Origin of the sequence: Pedococcus ginsenosidimutans, from assembly GCF_039544395.1 — a bacterium.
Classification (GTDB): Bacteria; Actinomycetota; Actinomycetes; order Actinomycetales; family Dermatophilaceae; genus Pedococcus; species Pedococcus ginsenosidimutans.
In genome coordinates, this window is record NZ_BAABLO010000002.1 from 17,145 (window position 1) to 34,830 (window position 17,686).

The 17,686-nt window shown below is 73.6% G+C and carries 15 protein-coding genes; 9 read left to right on the forward strand and 6 right to left on the reverse strand.

Going from position 1 to position 17,686, the window contains the following annotated elements:
* Positions 1-135: 135 nt before the first annotated feature.
* A complete protein-coding gene (locus ABEA42_RS04235; protein ID WP_345501379.1) occupies positions 136-900 on the reverse strand; it encodes a glycerophosphodiester phosphodiesterase in 765 nt (254 codons plus the stop codon).
* A complete protein-coding gene (locus tag ABEA42_RS04240) occupies positions 897-2,345 on the reverse strand; it encodes a CCA tRNA nucleotidyltransferase (protein WP_345501426.1) in 1,449 nt (482 codons plus the stop codon). The genes ABEA42_RS04235 and ABEA42_RS04240 overlap by 4 nt, the downstream gene beginning before the upstream one ends.
* Before the next feature lie 98 nt (positions 2,346-2,443).
* Between ABEA42_RS04240 and ABEA42_RS04245 the strand changes: the two genes are divergently transcribed.
* The 9 genes from ABEA42_RS04245 to ABEA42_RS04285 all read left to right on the forward strand — a co-directional run bounded on the left by ABEA42_RS04245 (position 2,444) and on the right by ABEA42_RS04285 (position 13,198).
* Positions 2,444-2,938 carry an NUDIX hydrolase gene (locus ABEA42_RS04245; protein WP_345501377.1) on the forward strand — a complete coding sequence of 165 codons (495 nt, stop codon included), beginning with the start codon at positions 2,444-2,446 and terminating at the stop codon, positions 2,936-2,938.
* Positions 2,938-5,055 (forward strand): DUF6049 family protein, encoded by a 2,118-nt coding sequence (locus ABEA42_RS04250; protein WP_345501375.1) that lies wholly within the window; start codon positions 2,938-2,940, stop codon positions 5,053-5,055. The genes ABEA42_RS04245 and ABEA42_RS04250 overlap by 1 nt, the downstream gene beginning before the upstream one ends.
* Entirely contained in the window at positions 5,052-6,716 is a 1,665-nt protein-coding gene (gene murJ, locus ABEA42_RS04255; RefSeq protein WP_345501373.1) for a murein biosynthesis integral membrane protein MurJ, read from the forward strand. Before ABEA42_RS04250 ends, murJ begins: the two co-directional genes overlap by 4 nt.
* A gap of 54 nt (positions 6,717-6,770) precedes the next feature.
* The gene (locus tag ABEA42_RS04260) at positions 6,771-8,732 is read left to right on the forward strand and encodes a protein kinase family protein (protein ID WP_345501371.1); all 1,962 of its coding nucleotides are present in this window, start codon (positions 6,771-6,773) and stop codon (positions 8,730-8,732) included.
* A gap of 27 nt (positions 8,733-8,759) precedes the next feature.
* Positions 8,760-9,308: an RNA polymerase sigma factor SigM gene (gene sigM / locus ABEA42_RS04265; protein ID WP_345501369.1), complete on the forward strand. Its 549-nt coding sequence runs from the start codon at positions 8,760-8,762 to the stop codon at positions 9,306-9,308.
* Between the two features lie 79 nt (positions 9,309-9,387).
* On the forward strand, positions 9,388-10,161 hold the full coding sequence (locus tag ABEA42_RS04270) for a hypothetical protein (RefSeq protein WP_345501367.1): 774 nt from the start codon (positions 9,388-9,390) through the stop codon (positions 10,159-10,161).
* A 116-nt stretch (positions 10,162-10,277) separates the two neighbouring features.
* Positions 10,278-11,282, forward strand: coding sequence for a thioredoxin-disulfide reductase (gene trxB / locus ABEA42_RS04275; RefSeq protein ID WP_345501366.1), 1,005 nt, complete (start codon positions 10,278-10,280; stop codon positions 11,280-11,282).
* Positions 11,283-11,373: 91 nt separating this feature from the next.
* A complete protein-coding gene (gene trxA, locus ABEA42_RS04280; protein WP_345501365.1) occupies positions 11,374-11,700 on the forward strand; it encodes a thioredoxin in 327 nt (108 codons plus the stop codon).
* A gap of 301 nt (positions 11,701-12,001) precedes the next feature.
* Positions 12,002-13,198 (forward strand): N-acetylmuramoyl-L-alanine amidase, encoded by a 1,197-nt coding sequence (locus ABEA42_RS04285; RefSeq protein WP_345501363.1) that lies wholly within the window; start codon positions 12,002-12,004, stop codon positions 13,196-13,198.
* A 166-nt stretch (positions 13,199-13,364) separates the two neighbouring features.
* Here ABEA42_RS04285 and ABEA42_RS04290 read toward each other — a convergent pair whose 3' ends face one another.
* The 4 genes from ABEA42_RS04290 to ABEA42_RS04305 all read right to left on the reverse strand — a co-directional run bounded on the left by ABEA42_RS04290 (position 13,365) and on the right by ABEA42_RS04305 (position 17,681).
* On the reverse strand, positions 13,365-14,618 hold the full coding sequence (locus ABEA42_RS04290; protein ID WP_345501361.1) for a ParB/RepB/Spo0J family partition protein: 1,254 nt from the start codon (positions 14,616-14,618) through the stop codon (positions 13,365-13,367).
* Positions 14,619-14,671: 53 nt separating this feature from the next.
* Positions 14,672-15,652 (reverse strand): ParA family protein, encoded by a 981-nt coding sequence (locus tag ABEA42_RS04295; RefSeq protein ID WP_345501359.1) that lies wholly within the window; start codon positions 15,650-15,652, stop codon positions 14,672-14,674.
* A 339-nt stretch (positions 15,653-15,991) separates the two neighbouring features.
* The gene (gene rsmG, locus ABEA42_RS04300) at positions 15,992-16,759 is read right to left on the reverse strand and encodes a 16S rRNA (guanine(527)-N(7))-methyltransferase RsmG (protein ID WP_345501358.1); all 768 of its coding nucleotides are present in this window, start codon (positions 16,757-16,759) and stop codon (positions 15,992-15,994) included.
* A 241-nt stretch (positions 16,760-17,000) separates the two neighbouring features.
* Positions 17,001-17,681 carry a Jag family protein gene (locus ABEA42_RS04305; protein WP_345501356.1) on the reverse strand — a complete coding sequence of 227 codons (681 nt, stop codon included), beginning with the start codon at positions 17,679-17,681 and terminating at the stop codon, positions 17,001-17,003.
* Between the last annotated feature and the right edge of the window lie 5 nt (positions 17,682-17,686).

Below are 17,686 nucleotides of genomic sequence, written 5' to 3' on the forward strand. Positions count from 1 at the left end.
GCAAGGCTAGGTGCGGCGCAGACCGGCTCCCATGGGGAGCACTCCCCATCACCCACCCTGCCGACACGGTCGGGCCAAGGCTCCCACAGGAGGGCAAACCGGGAAACCTCGACAGTCCGGTCAGACCCGCGCCCCTCAGTCGGCGACACCGCGCAGCGCCGCCAGCGTCGTCGGCACGTCGTCGACGACCACGGCGTCGACGCCGGCCCGCACCAGCTCGCTGGCCACCTTCGCGTCGGGGCACCACGCCACCACCTCGAGGCCGGCCTCGTGGGCCACCCGCACCGAGTACTCCGCGGAGCGGAAGGTGGGTGAGTGGTCCATGGCGTTGGGGCCGAAGGAGGACCAGTGGGCGGCGACACCGTCGACACCGAGGTGCCTGGCCGCCGGGATGGCCTTGCGCAGCGGGAAGCCGATCCACGTGAGAAGCGCCCGGGGGACGTCGGGGGCGACCTCGTGCAGGACGAGGAGCGCAGCCGGGTCGAAGGAGGACACGAGGAGCGGCCGCCTGGCAGCCTCGGCGACGACGACCGGACCGAGCAGGGCGGCGGTGGTCGAGCCCCGGGGGCGCAGGGCGTCCTCGAGCGAGGTCTTGAGGTCGAGGTTGACGCCGGTTCCTGCGGGGAGGGCGTCGAGGACCTCGCCCAGCGTCACCGCGCCGAGCTCCCGGGCCCGGTCGAGGGTCAGGTCGGCGACGAACTCGGCGCCGCCGAGCGTGGGGTAGTGCCCCACGACGAGCGCGTCGTCACCGGTGCGCCGGACGTCGAGCTCCACCCAGCGGAGCCCGCTCTGCGCCGCCGCCAGGATCGAGCCGAGCGAGTTCTCGGGGTGGCCGTCGACGGTGTCGCGACCCAGGCCCCGGTGCCCCAGGACCGTGGGACGCCCCCCGAAGACCCTCACGCCTCGCCGGGTCCCGTGGACTCCGGCTGCTGCGCCCACCACTCCCGCAGGGCCGCCTCGGCGGCGTCCCGGCCGATGGGGCCCTGGTCCATGCGCACCTCGAGGAGGAAGGAGTAGGCGCGCCCCAGCACCGGGCCCGGCCGGATACCCAGCACGTCCGCGATCTCGTTGCCGTTGAGCTCCGGGCGCACCTTCGCCAGCTCCTCGGCCTCCTGCAGCGCGGCGATGCGCACCTCGAGGGCGTCGTACGTGGCGGACAGCCGCGCCGCCTTCCTCGCGTTGCGGGTCGTGGAGTCGGAGCGGGTCAGGCGGTGCAGCCGCGGCAGGAGGGGGCCGGCGTCGGTGATGTAGCGGCGCACGGCCGAGTCGGTCCACTGCCCGTCGCCGTACCCGTGAAAGCGCAGGTGCAGCTCGGTGAGCCGGGCCACCGCCTTGACCGTGTCCTTGTCGAAGCGCAGCGCCTTGAGCCGCTTCGACGCCAGCTTGGCGCCGACGACCTCGTGGTGGTGGAAGGAGACGCCGCCGCCGTCCTCGAAGCGCCGCGTCGCGGGCTTGCCGATGTCGTGCAGCAGCGCTGCGAGGCGCAGCCAGAGGTCGGGCCCGGGGACCGACTCGGGCGGGCCGCCCGGGGGACCCTCGAGGGCGATCGCCTGGTCGAGCACGGTGAGCGAGTGCTCGTAGACGTCCTTGTGGCGGTGGTGCTCGTCGATCTCCAGCCGCAGCGCGGGGAGCTCGGGCAGCACCTGGTCGGCCAGCCCGGACTCCACGAGCAGCCGCAGGCCGGGGCGGGGCGTGGGGGCGAGGAGCAGCTTGGTCAGCTCGTCGCGCACCCGCTCGGCCGAGACGATGCCGATCGAGGGCGCCATCTGCACCATCGCGGCACGCACCTGCGGCGCCACGTCCACGCGGAGCTGGGCGACGAACCGGCAGGCCCGCATCATCCGCAGCGGGTCGTCGCCGAACGAGAGCTCTGGCGTCCCCGGTGTGCGCAGCCGGCGTGCGGCGAGGTCGGCCAGGCCGCCGTACGGGTCGACGAACTCCATCGAGGGCAGCCGCAACGCCATCGCGTTGACGGTGAAGTCGCGGCGCACGAGGTCGTCCTCGAGGTTGTCGCCGAACGCGACCACGGGCTTGCGGGTCTCGCCGTCGTACGCGTCCGCGCGGTAGGTCGTCACCTCCACCGTGTGCCCGCCGCGGCGGGCGCCGATGGTGCCGAACTCCCGGCCGATGTCCCAGTGCGCCTCCGCCCAGGGGCGCAGCACGGCCAGCGTCTGGTCGGGCGTGGCGCTCGTCGTGAAGTCCAGGTCGGGGGACACCCGGCCGAGGAACGCGTCGCGCACCGGACCGCCGACCAGGGCCAGCTCGTGGCCCGCCGCGGCGAAGAGCCCACCGAGCTCGGTGAGCAGCGGCACGACGGGTGCGAGGTGGGCGGTGGCCTGTCGCATCAGCTCGGGCAGCGGGGCCGACGTGGGGTCGGCCTGCGGCTCGCGGGGATCAGCGGTGGACACGAGGGACAAGCCTAGGCGCTCGTTAGAGTGGCCGGGTGAGCTCCCCTGCGCGCGACCCCGAACGGCTGGTCCCCAGCCGTCCGAGGCTGCCCGCGGTGGAGGAGCGCTCGGCCGGCGGCATCGTCGTCGACATCCACGACGGGGTCGCCCGGATCGCCGTGATCGCGCGCCGCAACCGGGCCGGGCGGATCGAGTGGTGCCTGCCCAAAGGTCACAGCGAGGGCTCGGAGACCCTGCCCGAGACCGCCGCCCGCGAGGTCGCCGAGGAGACCGGTATCGAGGGCCGCGTCCTGACCGAGCTCGGCACCATCGACTACTGGTTCGCGACCCACGACCACCGCGTCCACAAGTTCGTCCACCACTACCTCCTCGAGGCCACCGGCGGGCGGCTCACCATCGACAACGACCCCGACCACGAGGCCATCGACGTCGCCTGGCTGCCGCTGCGCGAGGCCCACGAGCACCTCACCTTCCCCAACGAGCGCCGCATAGCCCGTCAGGCCTGGCACCGTCTGGCCGGAGACGGGTGATGGCCCGGTCCCCGATATGCCGCGTGCTCGCCGCGGCAGTGCTCACCCTGCCCGCGGCCACAGTCGCGGTCCCGGGGGCGTCGGCCGACCCCGCACCCGCCGCCGGGGCCGCTGCCGCGCTGCCCTCGGTCCGCCCTGCCGCGTCCGCCGGCGGCGCCACCCTCCAGCTGACCGCCATGAGCCCCGCCGTGGTCACCCCGGGCGACACCCTCACCGTCACCGGGACCCTCCGCAACGACGGCACCACGCCGCTCAACCGGCCGCTCGTGCGGGTCGTCGCCGGCAGCTACCCGGCGGCCCCCGACGCACGCCAAGCGGTGCGCGACTGGGCGGCCGCCACCGGGCCGGCGCAGGGCACGGTCGTCGGCCAGGCCCGGCTGGCCGGGACGGTGGCGCCGGGCACGGCCGCGGCGTTCCGCGTCAAGGTGACCGGCCTCGCGAGCCTGCGCACCGACGCGACGTACGGTGCGCTGCCCCTGAGCGTGGAGTCGGGGGCGAGCGCGGTACGGACCTTCGCCGGGTACCAGCGGATCAAGCAGTACCAGCCGATGTCCGTCGCGTTCGCCGTCCCGCTGACGCTCGACCCGGACCCCGACCTCTTCGGGGCCCCCGGCACTGCCCGGGAGAGCGCCTGGACCTCCGCGCTGAGTCCCTCCTCGCGCCTCAGCCGGGTGCTGGACGCCACCCAGGACGCCCCCGTCACCTGGGCCCTCGACCCGACGCTCACCCCGAGCCTGCTGCCCGCCCCGGCCGACACCGGGGCCACCGGCTCCCGGGAGAGCGCCCTGCGGACCGCCACCGAGCTGCGCATCACCTCCGCGTCCACGCTGCACACCCCGTGGGTGCTGCCCGACACCGACGCCGACCTCGGCGCCGTCGCGGGCCAGGGCAGCGCCGAGGGCCTCTTCGAGTCGTTGGTGGGGCGGTCCGCCGACGTGGCGGAGCAGATCCACGGCCGGGCCGACATCGCCTGGCCGGCTGACGGGACCTACACGGTGCGTGCCGAGACCGGGTTGCGCCGCCTGTTCCGGGTGCCCGCGCTGGCGGCCCAGGTCGCCTCGACCTCGGCCCTCCCCCCGGGGCTCGCCGGCCAGACACCGGGCGCGGCCCAGCGCAGCAGCACCGGCCTGCCGCTGCTCGCCTACGACGACTCGCTGAGCACGTTGCTCGGGCACACCCGGTCGGCGCAGGAGGGCGTGCTCAGCACCCAGCAGTTCGTGGCCGAGTCGGCCGCCCTGCTCAACGAGCTCCCCGGCACGTCCGGGCGCGCGGTCTTCGTCGCCGCCCCCCGGTCCTTCAACCCCGACCCCACCGCGGCCAAGAAGTTCCTGTCCACCGTCTCCGCTATCCCGTGGCTGACCCCCACCGGCACCGAGGCCGAGCTCGAGGCCGCGCGCCGTACCGCCCCCACCGCCGCGGCACCCGTGACGCGCCCCACGACCCCGGCAACCGCCACCAGCCGGCCGGTGCTCACGCCCTCCCGCATCAGCGACCTCGAGGGCACCCTGCGCACGGTGCGCGGCGTCGCGCAGATCCGCGACGACGGTGACGCGTTCGCCCGCACCTGGACCCGCGCCGCCGAACAGCTGGCCTCGACCCGCTGGCGCTCTGCCCCCACGGCCTGGAACACCCTGAGCGGCCGGGTCAACACCGCGACCCGGCAGACGACGACCGCCGTCAAGGTCGCCGCGGGCACCATCAACTTCCTCGCCGACTCCGGGCGCCTGCAGATCACCGTCACCAACGACCTCGACGTGCCGGTCGACAACGTCAAGCTCCTGGTGGAGGCGTCCAACCCGCGCCTGCGCATCGACAGCCAGCCCCCGGTGCTGCGCATCGGCCCGCACAGCCGGGCCACGGTCAGCGTCAGCGTCACCGCCCTCGCGGCCGGTCTCGTGCCCCTGCGCACCACCCTGACGACCCCCGACGGCACCGTGGTCGGACAGGGTGCCGACGTCATGGTCCGGGTCACCCCGACGGGCAAGTGGGTGTACGCGGCGCTGGGCGGGATCGCGGCGTTGATCCTCGCCCTCGGTATCGTGCGCACCGTCCGGCGCCGGCCGGACCGCGACGACCACCCCGTCCCCGACACCCACCCCGTGGAGGCTTCCGGATGAGCGACACCTCCCCGGAGGCGAGCGCCGAGGACCAGGCGCCCGAGGGGTCCCTCGCCCGCTCCAGCGCCGTCATGGCGGCCGGCACGATCGTGTCGCGGCTGCTCGGGTTCGCCCGGGCGGCGCTGCTCGCCTCGGCCGTCGGCATCGGCCTCGCCGCCGACACGTTCCAGGTGGCCAACACCCTGCCCAACCAGTTCTACCTGCTGCTCGCCGGGGGCGTCCTCAACGCGGTCCTCGTCCCGCAGATCACCAAGGCCTCGACCCACGCGGACGGCGGCGACCGGTTCGTCAACCGCCTGATCACCCTCTCGCTGGCCCTGCTGCTCGGCGCGACCCTGGTCGTCACCGCGGCGGCGCCGCTGCTGGTGCGGCTGTTCTCCCAGGGCTGGGGCTCGACGACCCTGGGCCTGGCCACCGCCTTCGCCCTCATCTGCCTGCCCCAGGTCTTCTTCTACGGCCTCTACACGCTGCTCGGCCAGGTGCTCAACGCGCGCGGCAGGTTCGCCGCCTACATGTGGGCCCCCGTCCTGGCCAACCTCGTCGGGATCGTCGGGCTCGTCTGGTTCCGCCTGGCGTACACCAAGAACGTCCCCGTCGAGCAGTGGACCGGCCCCATGGTCCTGCTCCTGGCGGGTTCCGCCACCCTCGGCGTAGTGGCCCAAGCCGTGGCCCTGTGGCTTCCGCTGCGCCGCATCGGGTTCCGCTACCGGCCCGTCTGGGGTTTCCGGGGCGTCGGCCTCGGTTCCGCCTCCCGGGTCGCCGTGTGGACGTTCGCCGCGGTCGCCGTGAGCCAGCTCGGGTTCATCGTGACGTCCAAGGTCATGACCCGGGCGGGCGACCTGCTCGCCGAGCGCCACGAGGTCGGGGCCGGCATCTCCGCGTACGGCTACGCCTTCCTTCTCTTCATGCTCCCCCACTCGCTGTTCACCGTCAGCCTGGTCACGGCCCTGTTCACCCGGCTGTCCCAGTCGGCGCACCGCGGTGACGACGCCGAGGTGGTGAGCGACCTCGGGCGCGGCCTCCGGATGCCGGCGGTGCTGCTCCTGCCCGCCACCGTGGCCGTCGGGGTGCTGGGGCCCCAGGTGGCCAGGGCGGCCTTCCCGGGCAACTCCCACGCAGAGACCATGGCGATCGCCGGGGTGATGGTGGCGATGATGACCGGGCTCGTCCCCTTCGGGTGGCTCTACCTCGTGCAGCGCGTGTTCTACGCCTACGAGGACGCGAAGACCCCGTTCCTTCTCCAGGTCCTCGTGACCGTGGTGGCCTGCGCCATCAACCTCACCGCCCTGGTCGCCGCGCCCTCTCGCGCGGGTGTGATCGTCGGGCTCGGCCAGACCGTCAGCAACCTGGCGGCTGCCCTGGTGGGCTTCGCGCTGCTGCGTCGCCGCCTCGGCCCGTTGCGGCTCGCGCCGGCCGTGCGCGTCTACGTGCGCCTGGCCGTCGCCTCCCTCGTGGCGGCTGTGCCCACGCTGGTCCTGGTGTGGCTGCTGGGCCGGCTCGGGGTGGACGCCGAACGCTGGTCCGGCGCCGCGGTCGAGCTGGCCCTGGGCGGCGGGGTGTTCGTGGCCGTCGCCCTGGGGGTGGCGCACACCCTCCGGGTCGAGGAGGTCGGGCAGCTGCTCGACCCGGTGACGCGACGGCTGCGTCGTCGCCCCGCCTGAGGGCCAGACCCTAGGATGACAGCGCAGCGCAGCGGCGACTCACGAGGAGGCACAGTGCACGGGGTTGGGCCTTCGACGGTGCTGGGCGGCCGCTACGCAGTGCAGCGCCGGCTCGAGCAGCTGCCGAGGGCCGAGCGGTGGTCCGCCCACGACCTGACCCTGGAGCGCGACGTCGTCGTCGTGTGCTTCGGCGAGGACGAGGGCCACGCAGCCGCGACCCTCGACGCCGCCCGGCGCGCAGCCGGGCTCGACAACCACCGCCTGGTCCGGGTCCTGGACGTCGGCCGGTCCGACGGCATCGCCTTCTTCGTCGAGGAGGCCATCCCCGAGTCGCACACCCTCGCCCAGGTGCTCGAGCAGGGCGGCCTGCCCGCCGAGGAGGCCCGACGCATCGCCGGTGAGGCGGCCACCGGCCTCGAGGCCGCCCGGTCCCGCGGGTTGCACCACCTGCGCCTGACCCCCCACGCCGTCCTGCGCTCCTCCGACGGCACCATCAAGGTGCGCGGGGTCGCGACGGCTGCCGCGATCGCCTCGCAGGAGGACGTCCCCTCCGCCGCCGCAGCGCGCCTCGACGCCGTGGGTGTCGTCGCGATCACGTACGCAGCCCTGACCAGCCGCTGGCCGCTGCCCGGCTCGGTACCGGGCCTGGAGGCCGCGCCGCACGTGGTCGGGGGCGTCCCCGCCCCCTCGGAGATCGCCGCCGGGGTGCCCGGCGACCTCGACGCGCTGTGCCGGCTCACGCTCAACGACGACCAGGGTCCCCTCACCCCGGGCGACTTCGCCGCCCAGATCGCGCCCTGGGCCCCCACGCAGGTGGTCGGGCTCGGGGGCAGCGCCCCCCGCGAGGCCGACGACGGCCTGGCCCGGACCGTGGCCCTGCCCGTCGCCGACCTCGAGCGCAGCGGCCTGCGCGCCGAGCGGGGTGACGAGGGAGCCCACGGCACCGGAGCGGGACCAGCGGGCGCAGCCGCTGCCGGCGGCGCAGCGAGCGGTGCGGGCGCACCGTACGACCAGGCCACCCACGTGGTCCCCGCCCCGGGCGCCGGCGGCCACCCCGAGGACGCACCCGGACCGGCCGGCGAGGAGCACGGCGGTGCCGCCGCCGGCGCCGCCGCCACGGCCGCAGCGGTCGGGACCGCCCTCGGTGCAGCCGGCCAGGCTGCCGGGCACGCCGCTGGTGCGGCCGCCCACCGCGTGGGGTCGTTCGCGAAGGCCGCTGCCGACAAGGCCGCCGAGCGCAAGGCCGCCCGCGAGGCTGCCGAGCGCCAGGCCGAGCAGCGGCGGATCAGCCTCGACGAGGCGTTCGTCGACGGACCCGACCTGCTCGACCCGCCGCTGCCCATGCTGCCGCCGGAGACGGCCGAGGCCCCGACCCGCGACCAGTCCAAGATCGTGCTCGCGATCATGGCCGCCTTCCTCGTGGTGGTCACCCTGTTCGGCTTTTGGGGAGCGTCGCGGATCGGTTCCAGGACCGACCTCGGGCTGGGCACGAAGACCCCCCGCAACACCGTTACGGTCACCGCACCGACGGCCACCGTGACCCCCAGCGGGAGCTCGAGCGCCCCGAGCGGCACCGCCTCCGCCGGTGAGCCGTTCGCCATCCTCAGCGCCACCGGCTTCGACCCCGAGGGCGACAACGCCGAGCGCAACAGCGAGGCGCCCCGCGTCTTCGACGGCAAGACGGACACCTTCTGGAGCTCCGAGGGCTATGCCAGCGCCAACCTCGGCGGCCTGAAGAAGGGCGTCGGCGTCCGGGTCGACCTCGGCCAGGTCCACAAGATCTCCCAGGTCGACCTCGTGCTGCCCGACGCCTCCGACGTCACGGTGTTCGTCGGCCAGGACCGCACGCGCGACAACACCACGGTGATCGGCACCTCGAAGGGCAAGAAGGGCGAGATCACCCTCAAGGCCGACAAGCCGGTGGACGGCCAGTACGTCTTCGTCTGGTTCACCTCCGTCTCCAAGGTCGCCGACGGTCGGTTCCGCGCCACGCTGGCCGAGGTCTCGGTCCGCTAGCCGCCCCGGCGAGCAGGCGGCACACCCATGGACCACCGGCCCCTGCACGAACGCGACGACCGCGAGCTGGTCAGGCTGCACGTCGAGGGCCACCCCGACGCGTTCGGGGAGCTCTTCCGGCGCCACCGCGACCGCATGTGGGCCGTGGCGCTGCGCACCACCGGCAACCGCGAGCTGGCCTCCGACTGCGTGCAGGACGCGTTCATCTCCGCGTTCCGCAGGGCCGGTTCCTACCGGGGCGACGCGGCGGTGACCACCTGGCTGCACCGGATCGTCGTCAACGCCTGCCTCGACCGCCTGCGCCGCGACAAGCCGACCTCCCAGCTGCCCGAGCACGAGCTGGCCGACCGCCGCGACGCCCACGCCTCCCTCGAGACCCGGCTGGACGTCCGGGAGGCGCTCGCCCGCCTCCCCGAGGGCCAGCGCCTCGCCCTCGTCCTGGTCGACATGCACGGCATGTCCGTCGCCGAGGCGGCCCTGGTCCTCGAGGTGGCCGAGGGCACCGTGAAGTCCCGGTGCAGCCGTGGACGTGAGGCCCTCGCCGCGATGCTGCGGGAACGATCGGGGCAGCCGTGACGTCGTACCCATGGAGCAACCGCCGTGCCCACCGGCAGGTCCCGTCCTCATTCCCCGTCGCACCGAGGAGGTTGTCGTGGTGAGCACCCCGCCCGTCCCTCCTCGTGGACCCGAGGACCGCGACGCGGACGACCCGACCGGCATCCGGGCACTGCTGTCGGGCCTCGGCGACCCCGGGCCCATGCCGGCCGACCTCGTCGACCGCATCAACGCCTCCATCGCGGCGGAGCAGGCGGCCCGCGGGCAGGGCTCCAGCGTGGTGCCGATGCGCCGTCGGGTCCCCGGCTGGCAGAAGTACGGCCTGGTCGCCGCCGCCGTCGCGGGCCTCGCCGTCGGGGTCCCCGCCCTCCTCGGGACCGGTCCGCAGGACGTCATGGCGTCGCTCAGCCGCTCCTCGGACCAGTCCGGCGCTGCCGCGAGCTCCGCCGAGAAGGTCGCGCCACCGATCGCCTCCTTCACCCCTGCCGCGCCCGGCTCCTCGGGGTCGGGCGCGCGGGCCACCAGCGCCGTGGGCACCGTCACCATGGTGGCGACCGGCACCGGGTACACGTCCTCCGAGCTCGCCGAGCAGGCGCGCACCACGATGTTGGGGCCCTTCGACGGGTCCTCCCCGGGATCGGCTGGCCAGGGCCGCGCGACCGGTGCGCTCGACGCCGCCGGGCTCCGCGAGTGCCTCACCGCCATGGGGGTGCCCGCGTGGATGCCCGTGGTGGGTGACGTCGCCACCTTCGACGGCTCGCGGGCCGTGGTCGCCGTGGTCAGCAGCGACACCGGCCAGGACGCGTACGCCGTGCCCACCTGGTGCGACGCCACGCACGCCAGGGCCCTCGCCGGACCGGTACGGATCCGCTGACCGGCACCGGCCTGCCGCCTGCCGGCGCGGAACATCCAGGCCCTACGATCGGTTGCAGACATCGGCACCGTATGTAGCGGTGCACCGCCTTCCCGACCACAAGGGGCTGTAGCCGCGTGAGCACCACCGCACCTGCTGACATCCGCAGTCTGATCATCATCGGCTCCGGGCCGGCCGGGTACACCGCCGCCGTGTACGCCGCCCGGGCCAACCTCCAGCCGCTGCTGTTCGAGGGCGCCGTCACCGCCGGTGGCGCGCTCATGAACACCACGGAGGTGGAGAACTTCCCCGGGTTCCGCGAGGGCATCATGGGCCCGGACCTCATGGAGAACATGCGGGCCCAGGCCGAGCGCTTCGGCGCCGAGATCATCACCGACGACGTCGAGTCGGTCGAGCTCGACGGTGACGTCAAGACCGTGGTCGACGCCGAGGGCAACACCTACCGCGCCCGCGCCGTCATCCTCGCGATGGGCTCGGCCTACCGCGAGCTCGGGCTCCCCGACGAGAAGCGGCTCTCGGGCCACGGCGTCTCGTGGTGCGCGACCTGCGACGGGTTCTTCTTCCGCGACCAGGACATCGCGGTCGTCGGCGGCGGCGACTCCGCGGTCGAGGAGGCCACGTTCCTCACCAAGTTCGCCCGGACGGTGACCATCGTCCACCGCCGCGACGAGCTTCGCGCCTCCAAGATCATGGCCGAGCGCGCCCTGTCCAACGACAAGATCCGGTTCGCCTGGAACTCCGCCGTCGACGCCATCCACGGTGAGGACAAGCTGACCGGTGTCACGCTGCGCGACACCGTCACCGGTGAGACCCGCGAGCTGCCCGTCACCGGCCTGTTCGTCGCCATCGGCCACGACCCGCGCAACGAGCTCGTCAAGGGCGTCGTCGACCTCGACGACGAGGGCTACGTGCTCGTCCAGGGCCGCAGCACCCTCACCAACCTGCCCGGCGTGTTCGCCGCGGGCGACCTCGTCGACCACACCTACCGCCAGGCCATCACCGCGGCGGGCTCCGGCTGTGCGGCCGCCCTCGACGCGGAGCGGTTCCTCGCCGACCAGGAGCACGCCGGCTCCCCCAACCCCGACGCCGCCCTCACCGAGGCGCCGGCGCTCACGCACTGACGCCCCGCCCGCCCTGCTCACGCCGGTCGGGCCGCACCACCGCGACCACCCCAGATCCCCAACCAGCAGCACCACCGAAAGGAGCCCCCGAGTGGGAGCCATCAAGGACACCACGGACGCCACCTTCGAGGCAGACGTCCTCCAGAACGACAAGCCCGTCCTCGTCGACTTCTGGGCGCCCTGGTGCGGTCCGTGCCGCGCCGTCGCCCCCGTCCTGGAGGAGCTCGCTGTCGCGCACGCCGACAAGATCGACATCGTGAAGCTCAACACCGACGAGAACGTCCAGGTGAGCTCGCGCTACGGCATCACCGGCATCCCGACGCTCAACGTCTACGTCAACGGCGAGGTCGTCAAGACCCTCGTGGGCGCCATGCCCAAGCCGAAGCTCGTCCGCGAGCTGGCCGACTACCTCGGCTGACCGAGCGGCCACGGCAGCACGTGCCGGTCGCCCCCGTGGGGCGGCCGGCACGCTACATGTGGCCCCCGTCCCCGGCCCGGTGCGCTGTCCACACCCCGCCACGGCGGCGTACGGCGCGTGCCGGCGCCGGACCTCGGGCACGAGCGGGACCCCAGGGGCGACTCGGCACTCGTCCACCCGGCGTACTGCGGTTGGATGAACCCGGGACCCTGACCTACGCTCGACCTCTGCACGCGGACAGCCCGATCCGCACCAGATACCCCTGACCTGCACAAACGTCCCTGTCCCCCTTGGAGGCTGCGTGTCCGACAGCAAGAACGGTCTGCTCGGCCTCGGCAGCCGCGGCGCCGCCGTCCTCGACGTGCGCACGCGCCTGGCAGCCCTCGCCTCCGACGACCTGCCAGAGCTGCGTGGCCTGCTCGACGCACCTGTGGACGACGCTGTGGACAAATCCCCTGACGTGTTCGACCGGGCGCTCGAGCGCGCAGTCCGGGCCTTCCAGCAGCACAAGGGCCTCATCGTCGACGGCGTCGTAGGCGTCGAGACGTTCGGCGCGATCGACGGCGCCCGCTGGTCCCTCGGCGACCGCATCCTCGTGCACACCCCCGGCCACCTGCAGCGCGGCGAGGACGTCGCCGCCCTCCAGGAGCGGCTCAACACTCTGGGCTTCGCCGCAGGCCGTGCCGACGGTCGCTTCGGTCCCGAGACCGAGCGCGCCGTGCGCAGCTTCCAGCGTGCCTACGGCCTGCCGGGCGACGGTTCCGTGGGCCCGGAGACGCTGCGGGCGTTCGAGGACCTCCGCCGGTCGGTCTCGGGCGGCTCGGCCACCGTGCTGCGCGAGCGGGAGCGGGTACGCCGCGCCGGCCACAACCTCAGCGGCCGCACCGTCGTGCTCGACCCCGGTCACGGGGGTGCCGACAGCGGGGCCGCGGCGAACGCGCTGGTCGAGTCCGACCTGGTGATGGACCTCGCGCGCCGCATCGAGGGCCGCCTCACGGCCATCGGCGTGTCCGTGGTCTACACGCGCACCCAGCACAGCAGCCCCACCGAGGAGGAGCGGGCCGCGATCGCCAACGCTGCCGGCGCCGACCTCCTGCTCTCGCTGCACTGCGACTCCCACGACGTGGCCGACGCCAGCGGGGTGGCCACCTTCTTCTTCGGCCGCGACCGCAGGACCTCCTGGTCCGCCATCGGCGAGCACCTGGCCGACCTCGTGCTGCGTGAGATCGTCGCCCGCACCGGGCTGGCCAATTGCCGCTCGCACGGCCGCTCCTGGGCGCTGCTCCAGCAGACCACGATGCCGGCGGTGCGGATCGAGGCCGGGTACCTCTCCCACCCCGTCGACGCCGAGCGCCTGGCCGACCCGGCGTTCCGCGACACGATCGCCGAGGCGGTCCTCGTCAGCCTCCAGCGCCTCTACTTGGGGGACGACGACACCGCCACCACGGGCGTCCTGCAGCTCGGCGACCTGCGCGCCTACCTCGCTGCGCACTCCTGACGCGAGCGTTCTCGCCGCGCACTCCTGACGCGCGAATCACCAAGCAGCACAACGGCTTTCGTTCGTTGCCCTGGGCGGCCCTGGCGCCCAGGGAGTCGTCGAGACCGCCGTGGTGGGTGGGCCTGCGGGTGGATGTTTCCCGTGAAACATCCACCCGACGCCGGGCTCAGGCGCTGCGGTCGACGCCCAACAGGTCGACGATGCGGTTGAGGTCCTCGACCGAGGCGAACTCCACCGTCAGCTTGCCCTTGCGCTGACCCAGCGCGATGTTGACGCGGGTGTCGAAGCGGTCGGAGAGACGGGCGGCGAGGTCGTCCAGCTGCGGGTGCCGGTTGCCCGCCCGCGGCCGCCGCGGCGCCGGCCGCTCCTGGTCGCCGCCGAGGGCGACGATCTCCTCGACGTTGCGCACGGAGAGGCCCTCCGCGACGATCCGCTGGGCCAAGCGCTCCATCCCTGCTGCGTCGTCGAGCGACAGCAGCGCCCGAGCGTGCCCGGCCGACAGCACCCCGGCCGCGACGCGGCGTGCCACGAGCGGCGGCAGCTTGAGCAGCCTCAGCGTGTTGGAGATCTGCGGTCGCGACCGCCCGATGCGCCCGGCCAGCTCGTCGTGGGTGCACCCGAAGTCCTCGAGCAGCTGCTGGTAGGCCGCGGCCTCCTCGAGCGCGTTGAGCTGGCTGCGGTGCAGGTTCTCCAGGAGGGCGTCGCGCAGGAGGTCGTCGTCGTCGGTCTCCTTGACGATCGCCGGGATCGTCGCCTTGCCGGCCTCCTGCGAGGCACGCCACCGGCGCTCACCCATGATGAGCTCGTAGCGCACGCCCTCAGGAGCGCTGTCGAGCTCGTCAGGCCCCTGACCTGCAGGAATGGGGCGCACGACGACCGGCTGCAGCACCCCGATCTCTCGGATCGAGTGCACGAGCTCGGCCATGTCGTCCTCGTCGAACACGGCGCGGGGCTGCTTGGGGTTCGGCCGGATCGACAGGATCGGCAGGTCGCCGTAGGAGGCCCCCGGCACGGGGGCCAGTCCCTCACGCGCCGGCTCGTCGTCGCTGGGCGCGCCCTCACTGGAGCCGGAGAGGCCTGCCTCGGCCGGTGCGGCACCGTCGGCCCGCAGGTCGGTGCCTTCGCCCTCGGTCCCGTCACTGCCGTTCCCAGCAGTGCCGCGCTCGGTCGCGCCGTCCTCGGCCGCACCCTCACCGTTGGCGCCGGCCCGGGCGCCGCCGTTGGCGCCGCTGTCCGTCCCCGCCCCGTCGGCCTCGGACGGCACTGCGGCAGGCACCGTCGCGGAGGGATCCTTGTCAGTGCTGGGCTGGAGGCGCTGGTCGGGGAAGAAGACGTCCACCGGGCGTCCCGTCGGGGAGGTGGGGGCGTTGGGGATGAGGGCACCCAGGCCCCGGCCGAGGGCGCGGCGCTTCTCGCTCATGTGGTGGTCCTTCTCGTCTTCTGCGGGATCGGTGGTGGGAGGTCTGGTATCGCTCAGGCGCTGGTGGGGGCCGCGCCCCGGTCGGCGAGCTCGGCAGCCGCGCCGAGGTAGGACAGGGCGCCGCTGGAGTTCGGGTCGTACGTCATCACAGTCTGCCCGTGGCTCGGCGCCTCGGAGATCCGTACCGAGCGGGGCACCGTGTTGCGCAGGACCTGGTCGGGGAAGTGGTTGCGCACCTCCTCGGCCACCTGGGCCGACAGGCGCGTGCGGCCGTCGTACATCGTCAGCAGGATGGTCGACACGTGCAACGTCGGGTTGAGGTGGTTGCGGATGAGCTCGATGTTCTTCAGGAGCTGGGAGAGCCCCTCCAGCGCGTAGTACTCGCACTGGATCGGGATGAAGACCTCCTGGGCGGCGACGAAGGCGTTCACCGTCAACAGTCCCAGGCTAGGAGGGCAGTCCACGAGCACGTAGTCCGGCACGGGGAGGTCTGCGGTGGCCGCGTGCTGAAGGTAGGCGGTGATGGCCCGTTGCAGCCTGGTCTCCCGGGCCACCAGCGACACCAGCTCGATCTCGGCGCCCGCCAGGTCGATCGTCGCGGGCGCACAGTACAGGCCGGGGATGTCCGGGCACTCCTGCACGACGTCCGCCATCGGCGTCCCGTCCACGAGCACGTCGTAGATGCTCGGCACCTCTGCGTGGTGGTCGATCCCGAGCGCCGTGCTCGCATTCCCCTGCGGGTCGATGTCGATCACCAGCACGGTGAGACCCGCCTGGGCCAACGCCGCCGCCACGTTGACCGTGGTCGTGGTCTTGCCGACCCCACCCTTCTGGTTGGCCACGGTCAGCACGCGGGTGGCCACCGGCTTCGGGAACACGCGACCTGTGAGGGCGATGCGCTTCCGGGCGTCCTCGGCGACCGCGCGGGCCAGAGGGGTGTCGTGGTCCGCCGTCGGCAGGGAGGAGGCCAGCTCCTCGCGCTCGTCTGTTTCACGTGAAACGACAGCGGCCAGGGCCTCATCGGCCGCTTCCACATCGCCGTGGTGGCTCGGGCTCTCATTCACCGTTTCACGTGAAACGGCACCGTCCTCGCGGCGCTGCTGCTCAGCGGGAGCAGTCTTCGCCGTCTCGCCGTCGATCGCGTCGCTCGTTTCACGTGAAACAGGCTCGTCCGAGACGGGAGTCGGCCAGCCGACCGGGGCCGACGAGCCGCCCGGCCGCCGCGGCCACCCCAGCCCGGATTCGAGCTCCAGCGGGGTTGAAGTCACGCGGTCACCTCGTTGGCCATGGGCATCATCCAACCCTACGCGGACCATCCGGAACAAACCGGTGAGCGCGCCGAGACCTGAGCGCTCGATCTGGGTCGTGGCTGGTCAGCGGCGAGCCCGGGACCCCTTTGCGGGGCGGCTGCGCAGGCCACTGCGGCTGCCGACCGTGAGCTCGAGCGTGGTCGTGGGCACCTCCAGGAGGTCGACTCCGTGCGTGCGCACCACCGCACCGCTCATGCCGAGACGCCGCAGCACGGGGGTGGCGGCGTCGAGCTCGTCCTGGGCACTGCTGCCCTTGAGCGCTACCAGCGTGCCGCCGTCCTCCAGCAACGGGAAGGTCCAGCGCGCGAGCTTGTCGACCCGGGCGACCGCGCGCGCCGTGGCCCACGGAACCTGCAGGACACCGTCGAACTCCTCGGCCCGGCCGCGGTGCACCGTGCAGTTGTCGAGCCCGAGCTCGGCGATGGTGTCGCTGAGCCACGTGGTGCGCCGGAGCATGGGCTCGACCAGGTGCAGGTGCAGGTCCGGACGCGCGATCGCGAGCGCCAGGCCGGGCAGGCCGGCTCCCGAGCCGACGTCGACGACCGCGACGCCGTGGGGGAAGGAGTCCTCGGCGATCGCGCAGTTGAGGATGTGGCGTTCCCAGAGGATCGGCACCTCACGGGGTCCGATGAGCCCGTGGGAGACGCCGGTGTCTGCCAGGACGCTCGCGAACTGCTCCGCGACGACGAGCCTGTCGCCGAACACGGTCGTCGCCGCCGGCGGCGCCGCGGGCGCGACAAGCGGCGCCTCTGGGGCGGAGGACGCGGCAGAGGACTCGGCAGGGGACTCCGCAGTGGACTCGGCGTCGGGGCTGTCGGCGGGGAGGGTCATGGTCACCTCGGTGGTCGATCGCCGTCACGCGGTCCGTGCTGGCGTTGCGGCGACAGCCTAGGGCCTCCCACCCGAGGTCCGGTCCAGGGCCCGTGCCAGGCACGCGCCGAGCCGAGCTGCTCCAGCGAGGTTCCGCCACGTCGGTCCAAGCTCAGGCGTCGTGGAGACACGAGAGGCGCAGGACCAGTGGTCCTGCGCCTCTCGGGCAGGCGCCGTGTGGCGCCGTTTCACGTGAAACAGGTCAGCCGGGCAGCACCACGACGAAGCGGCGCGGCTCGACGCCGTCGGACTCGGAGCTGAGCCCGGCCGCGAGCACCTCGTCGTGCACGACCTTGCGCTCGAACGCCGTCATCGGCTCCAACGAGGCCTTCTCGCCGGTGGCCCGCACGTCAGCGATGGCCTTCTGGGCGATGGTGACCAGTGCAGCGCGGCGTTCGGCACGATGGCCGGCGACGTCGAGCATGAGGCGCGACCGCTCTCCCGTCGCCGACTGCACCGCGAGCCGCGTGAGCTCCTGCAGCGCGTCGAGCACCTTGCCGTCGGGGCCGACGAGGCGACGGGGTACCCGGCCCTCCTCGGAGTCGACGATCGACACCGCTGCACGGTCCCCGTCCACGTCCACGTCGATGTCGCCGTCGAGGTCGGCGATGTCGAGCAGGGTCTCGAGGAAGTCGGCGGCCACCTCGCCCTCGCGCTCGAGGTCAGCGGTCTTGGCCGGGCGGCGACGGCTGGCGCCCTCGCCGTGCGCGTCGGCGGACTCCGCCTCGCCGGACTCCGCCTCGCGGACGTCCGCGTGGGTGGCCTGGGAGGAGGGCTCGGTACCGGTGGACGCGGTGCCCTCTGCTGCGGCGGGCTCGCTGGTGGCCACCGCGGCCTCGAGGGCCTGGTCGCCGTCGACGGCGCTGTCGTGCTGCTCAGTCATGGTCA

Excerpts from the sequence above, each read along its gene's own strand:
- ABEA42_RS04250 (WP_345501375.1), top strand. The coding sequence starts at position 2,938 with ATGGCCCGGTCCCCGATATGCCGCGTGCTCGCCGCGGCAGTGCTCACC.
- ABEA42_RS04305 (WP_345501356.1), bottom strand. The coding sequence starts at position 17,681 with ATGACTGAGCAGCACGACAGCGCCGTCGACGGCGACCAGGCCCTCGAG.
- sigM (WP_345501369.1), top strand. The coding sequence starts at position 8,760 with ATGGACCACCGGCCCCTGCACGAACGCGACGACCGCGAGCTGGTCAGG.
- rsmG (WP_345501358.1), bottom strand. The coding sequence starts at position 16,759 with ATGACCCTCCCCGCCGACAGCCCCGACGCCGAGTCCACTGCGGAGTCC.
- murJ (WP_345501373.1), top strand. The coding sequence starts at position 5,052 with ATGAGCGACACCTCCCCGGAGGCGAGCGCCGAGGACCAGGCGCCCGAG.
- ABEA42_RS04240 (WP_345501426.1), bottom strand. The coding sequence starts at position 2,345 with ATGCGACAGGCCACCGCCCACCTCGCACCCGTCGTGCCGCTGCTCACC.
- ABEA42_RS04290 (WP_345501361.1), bottom strand. The coding sequence starts at position 14,618 with ATGAGCGAGAAGCGCCGCGCCCTCGGCCGGGGCCTGGGTGCCCTCATC.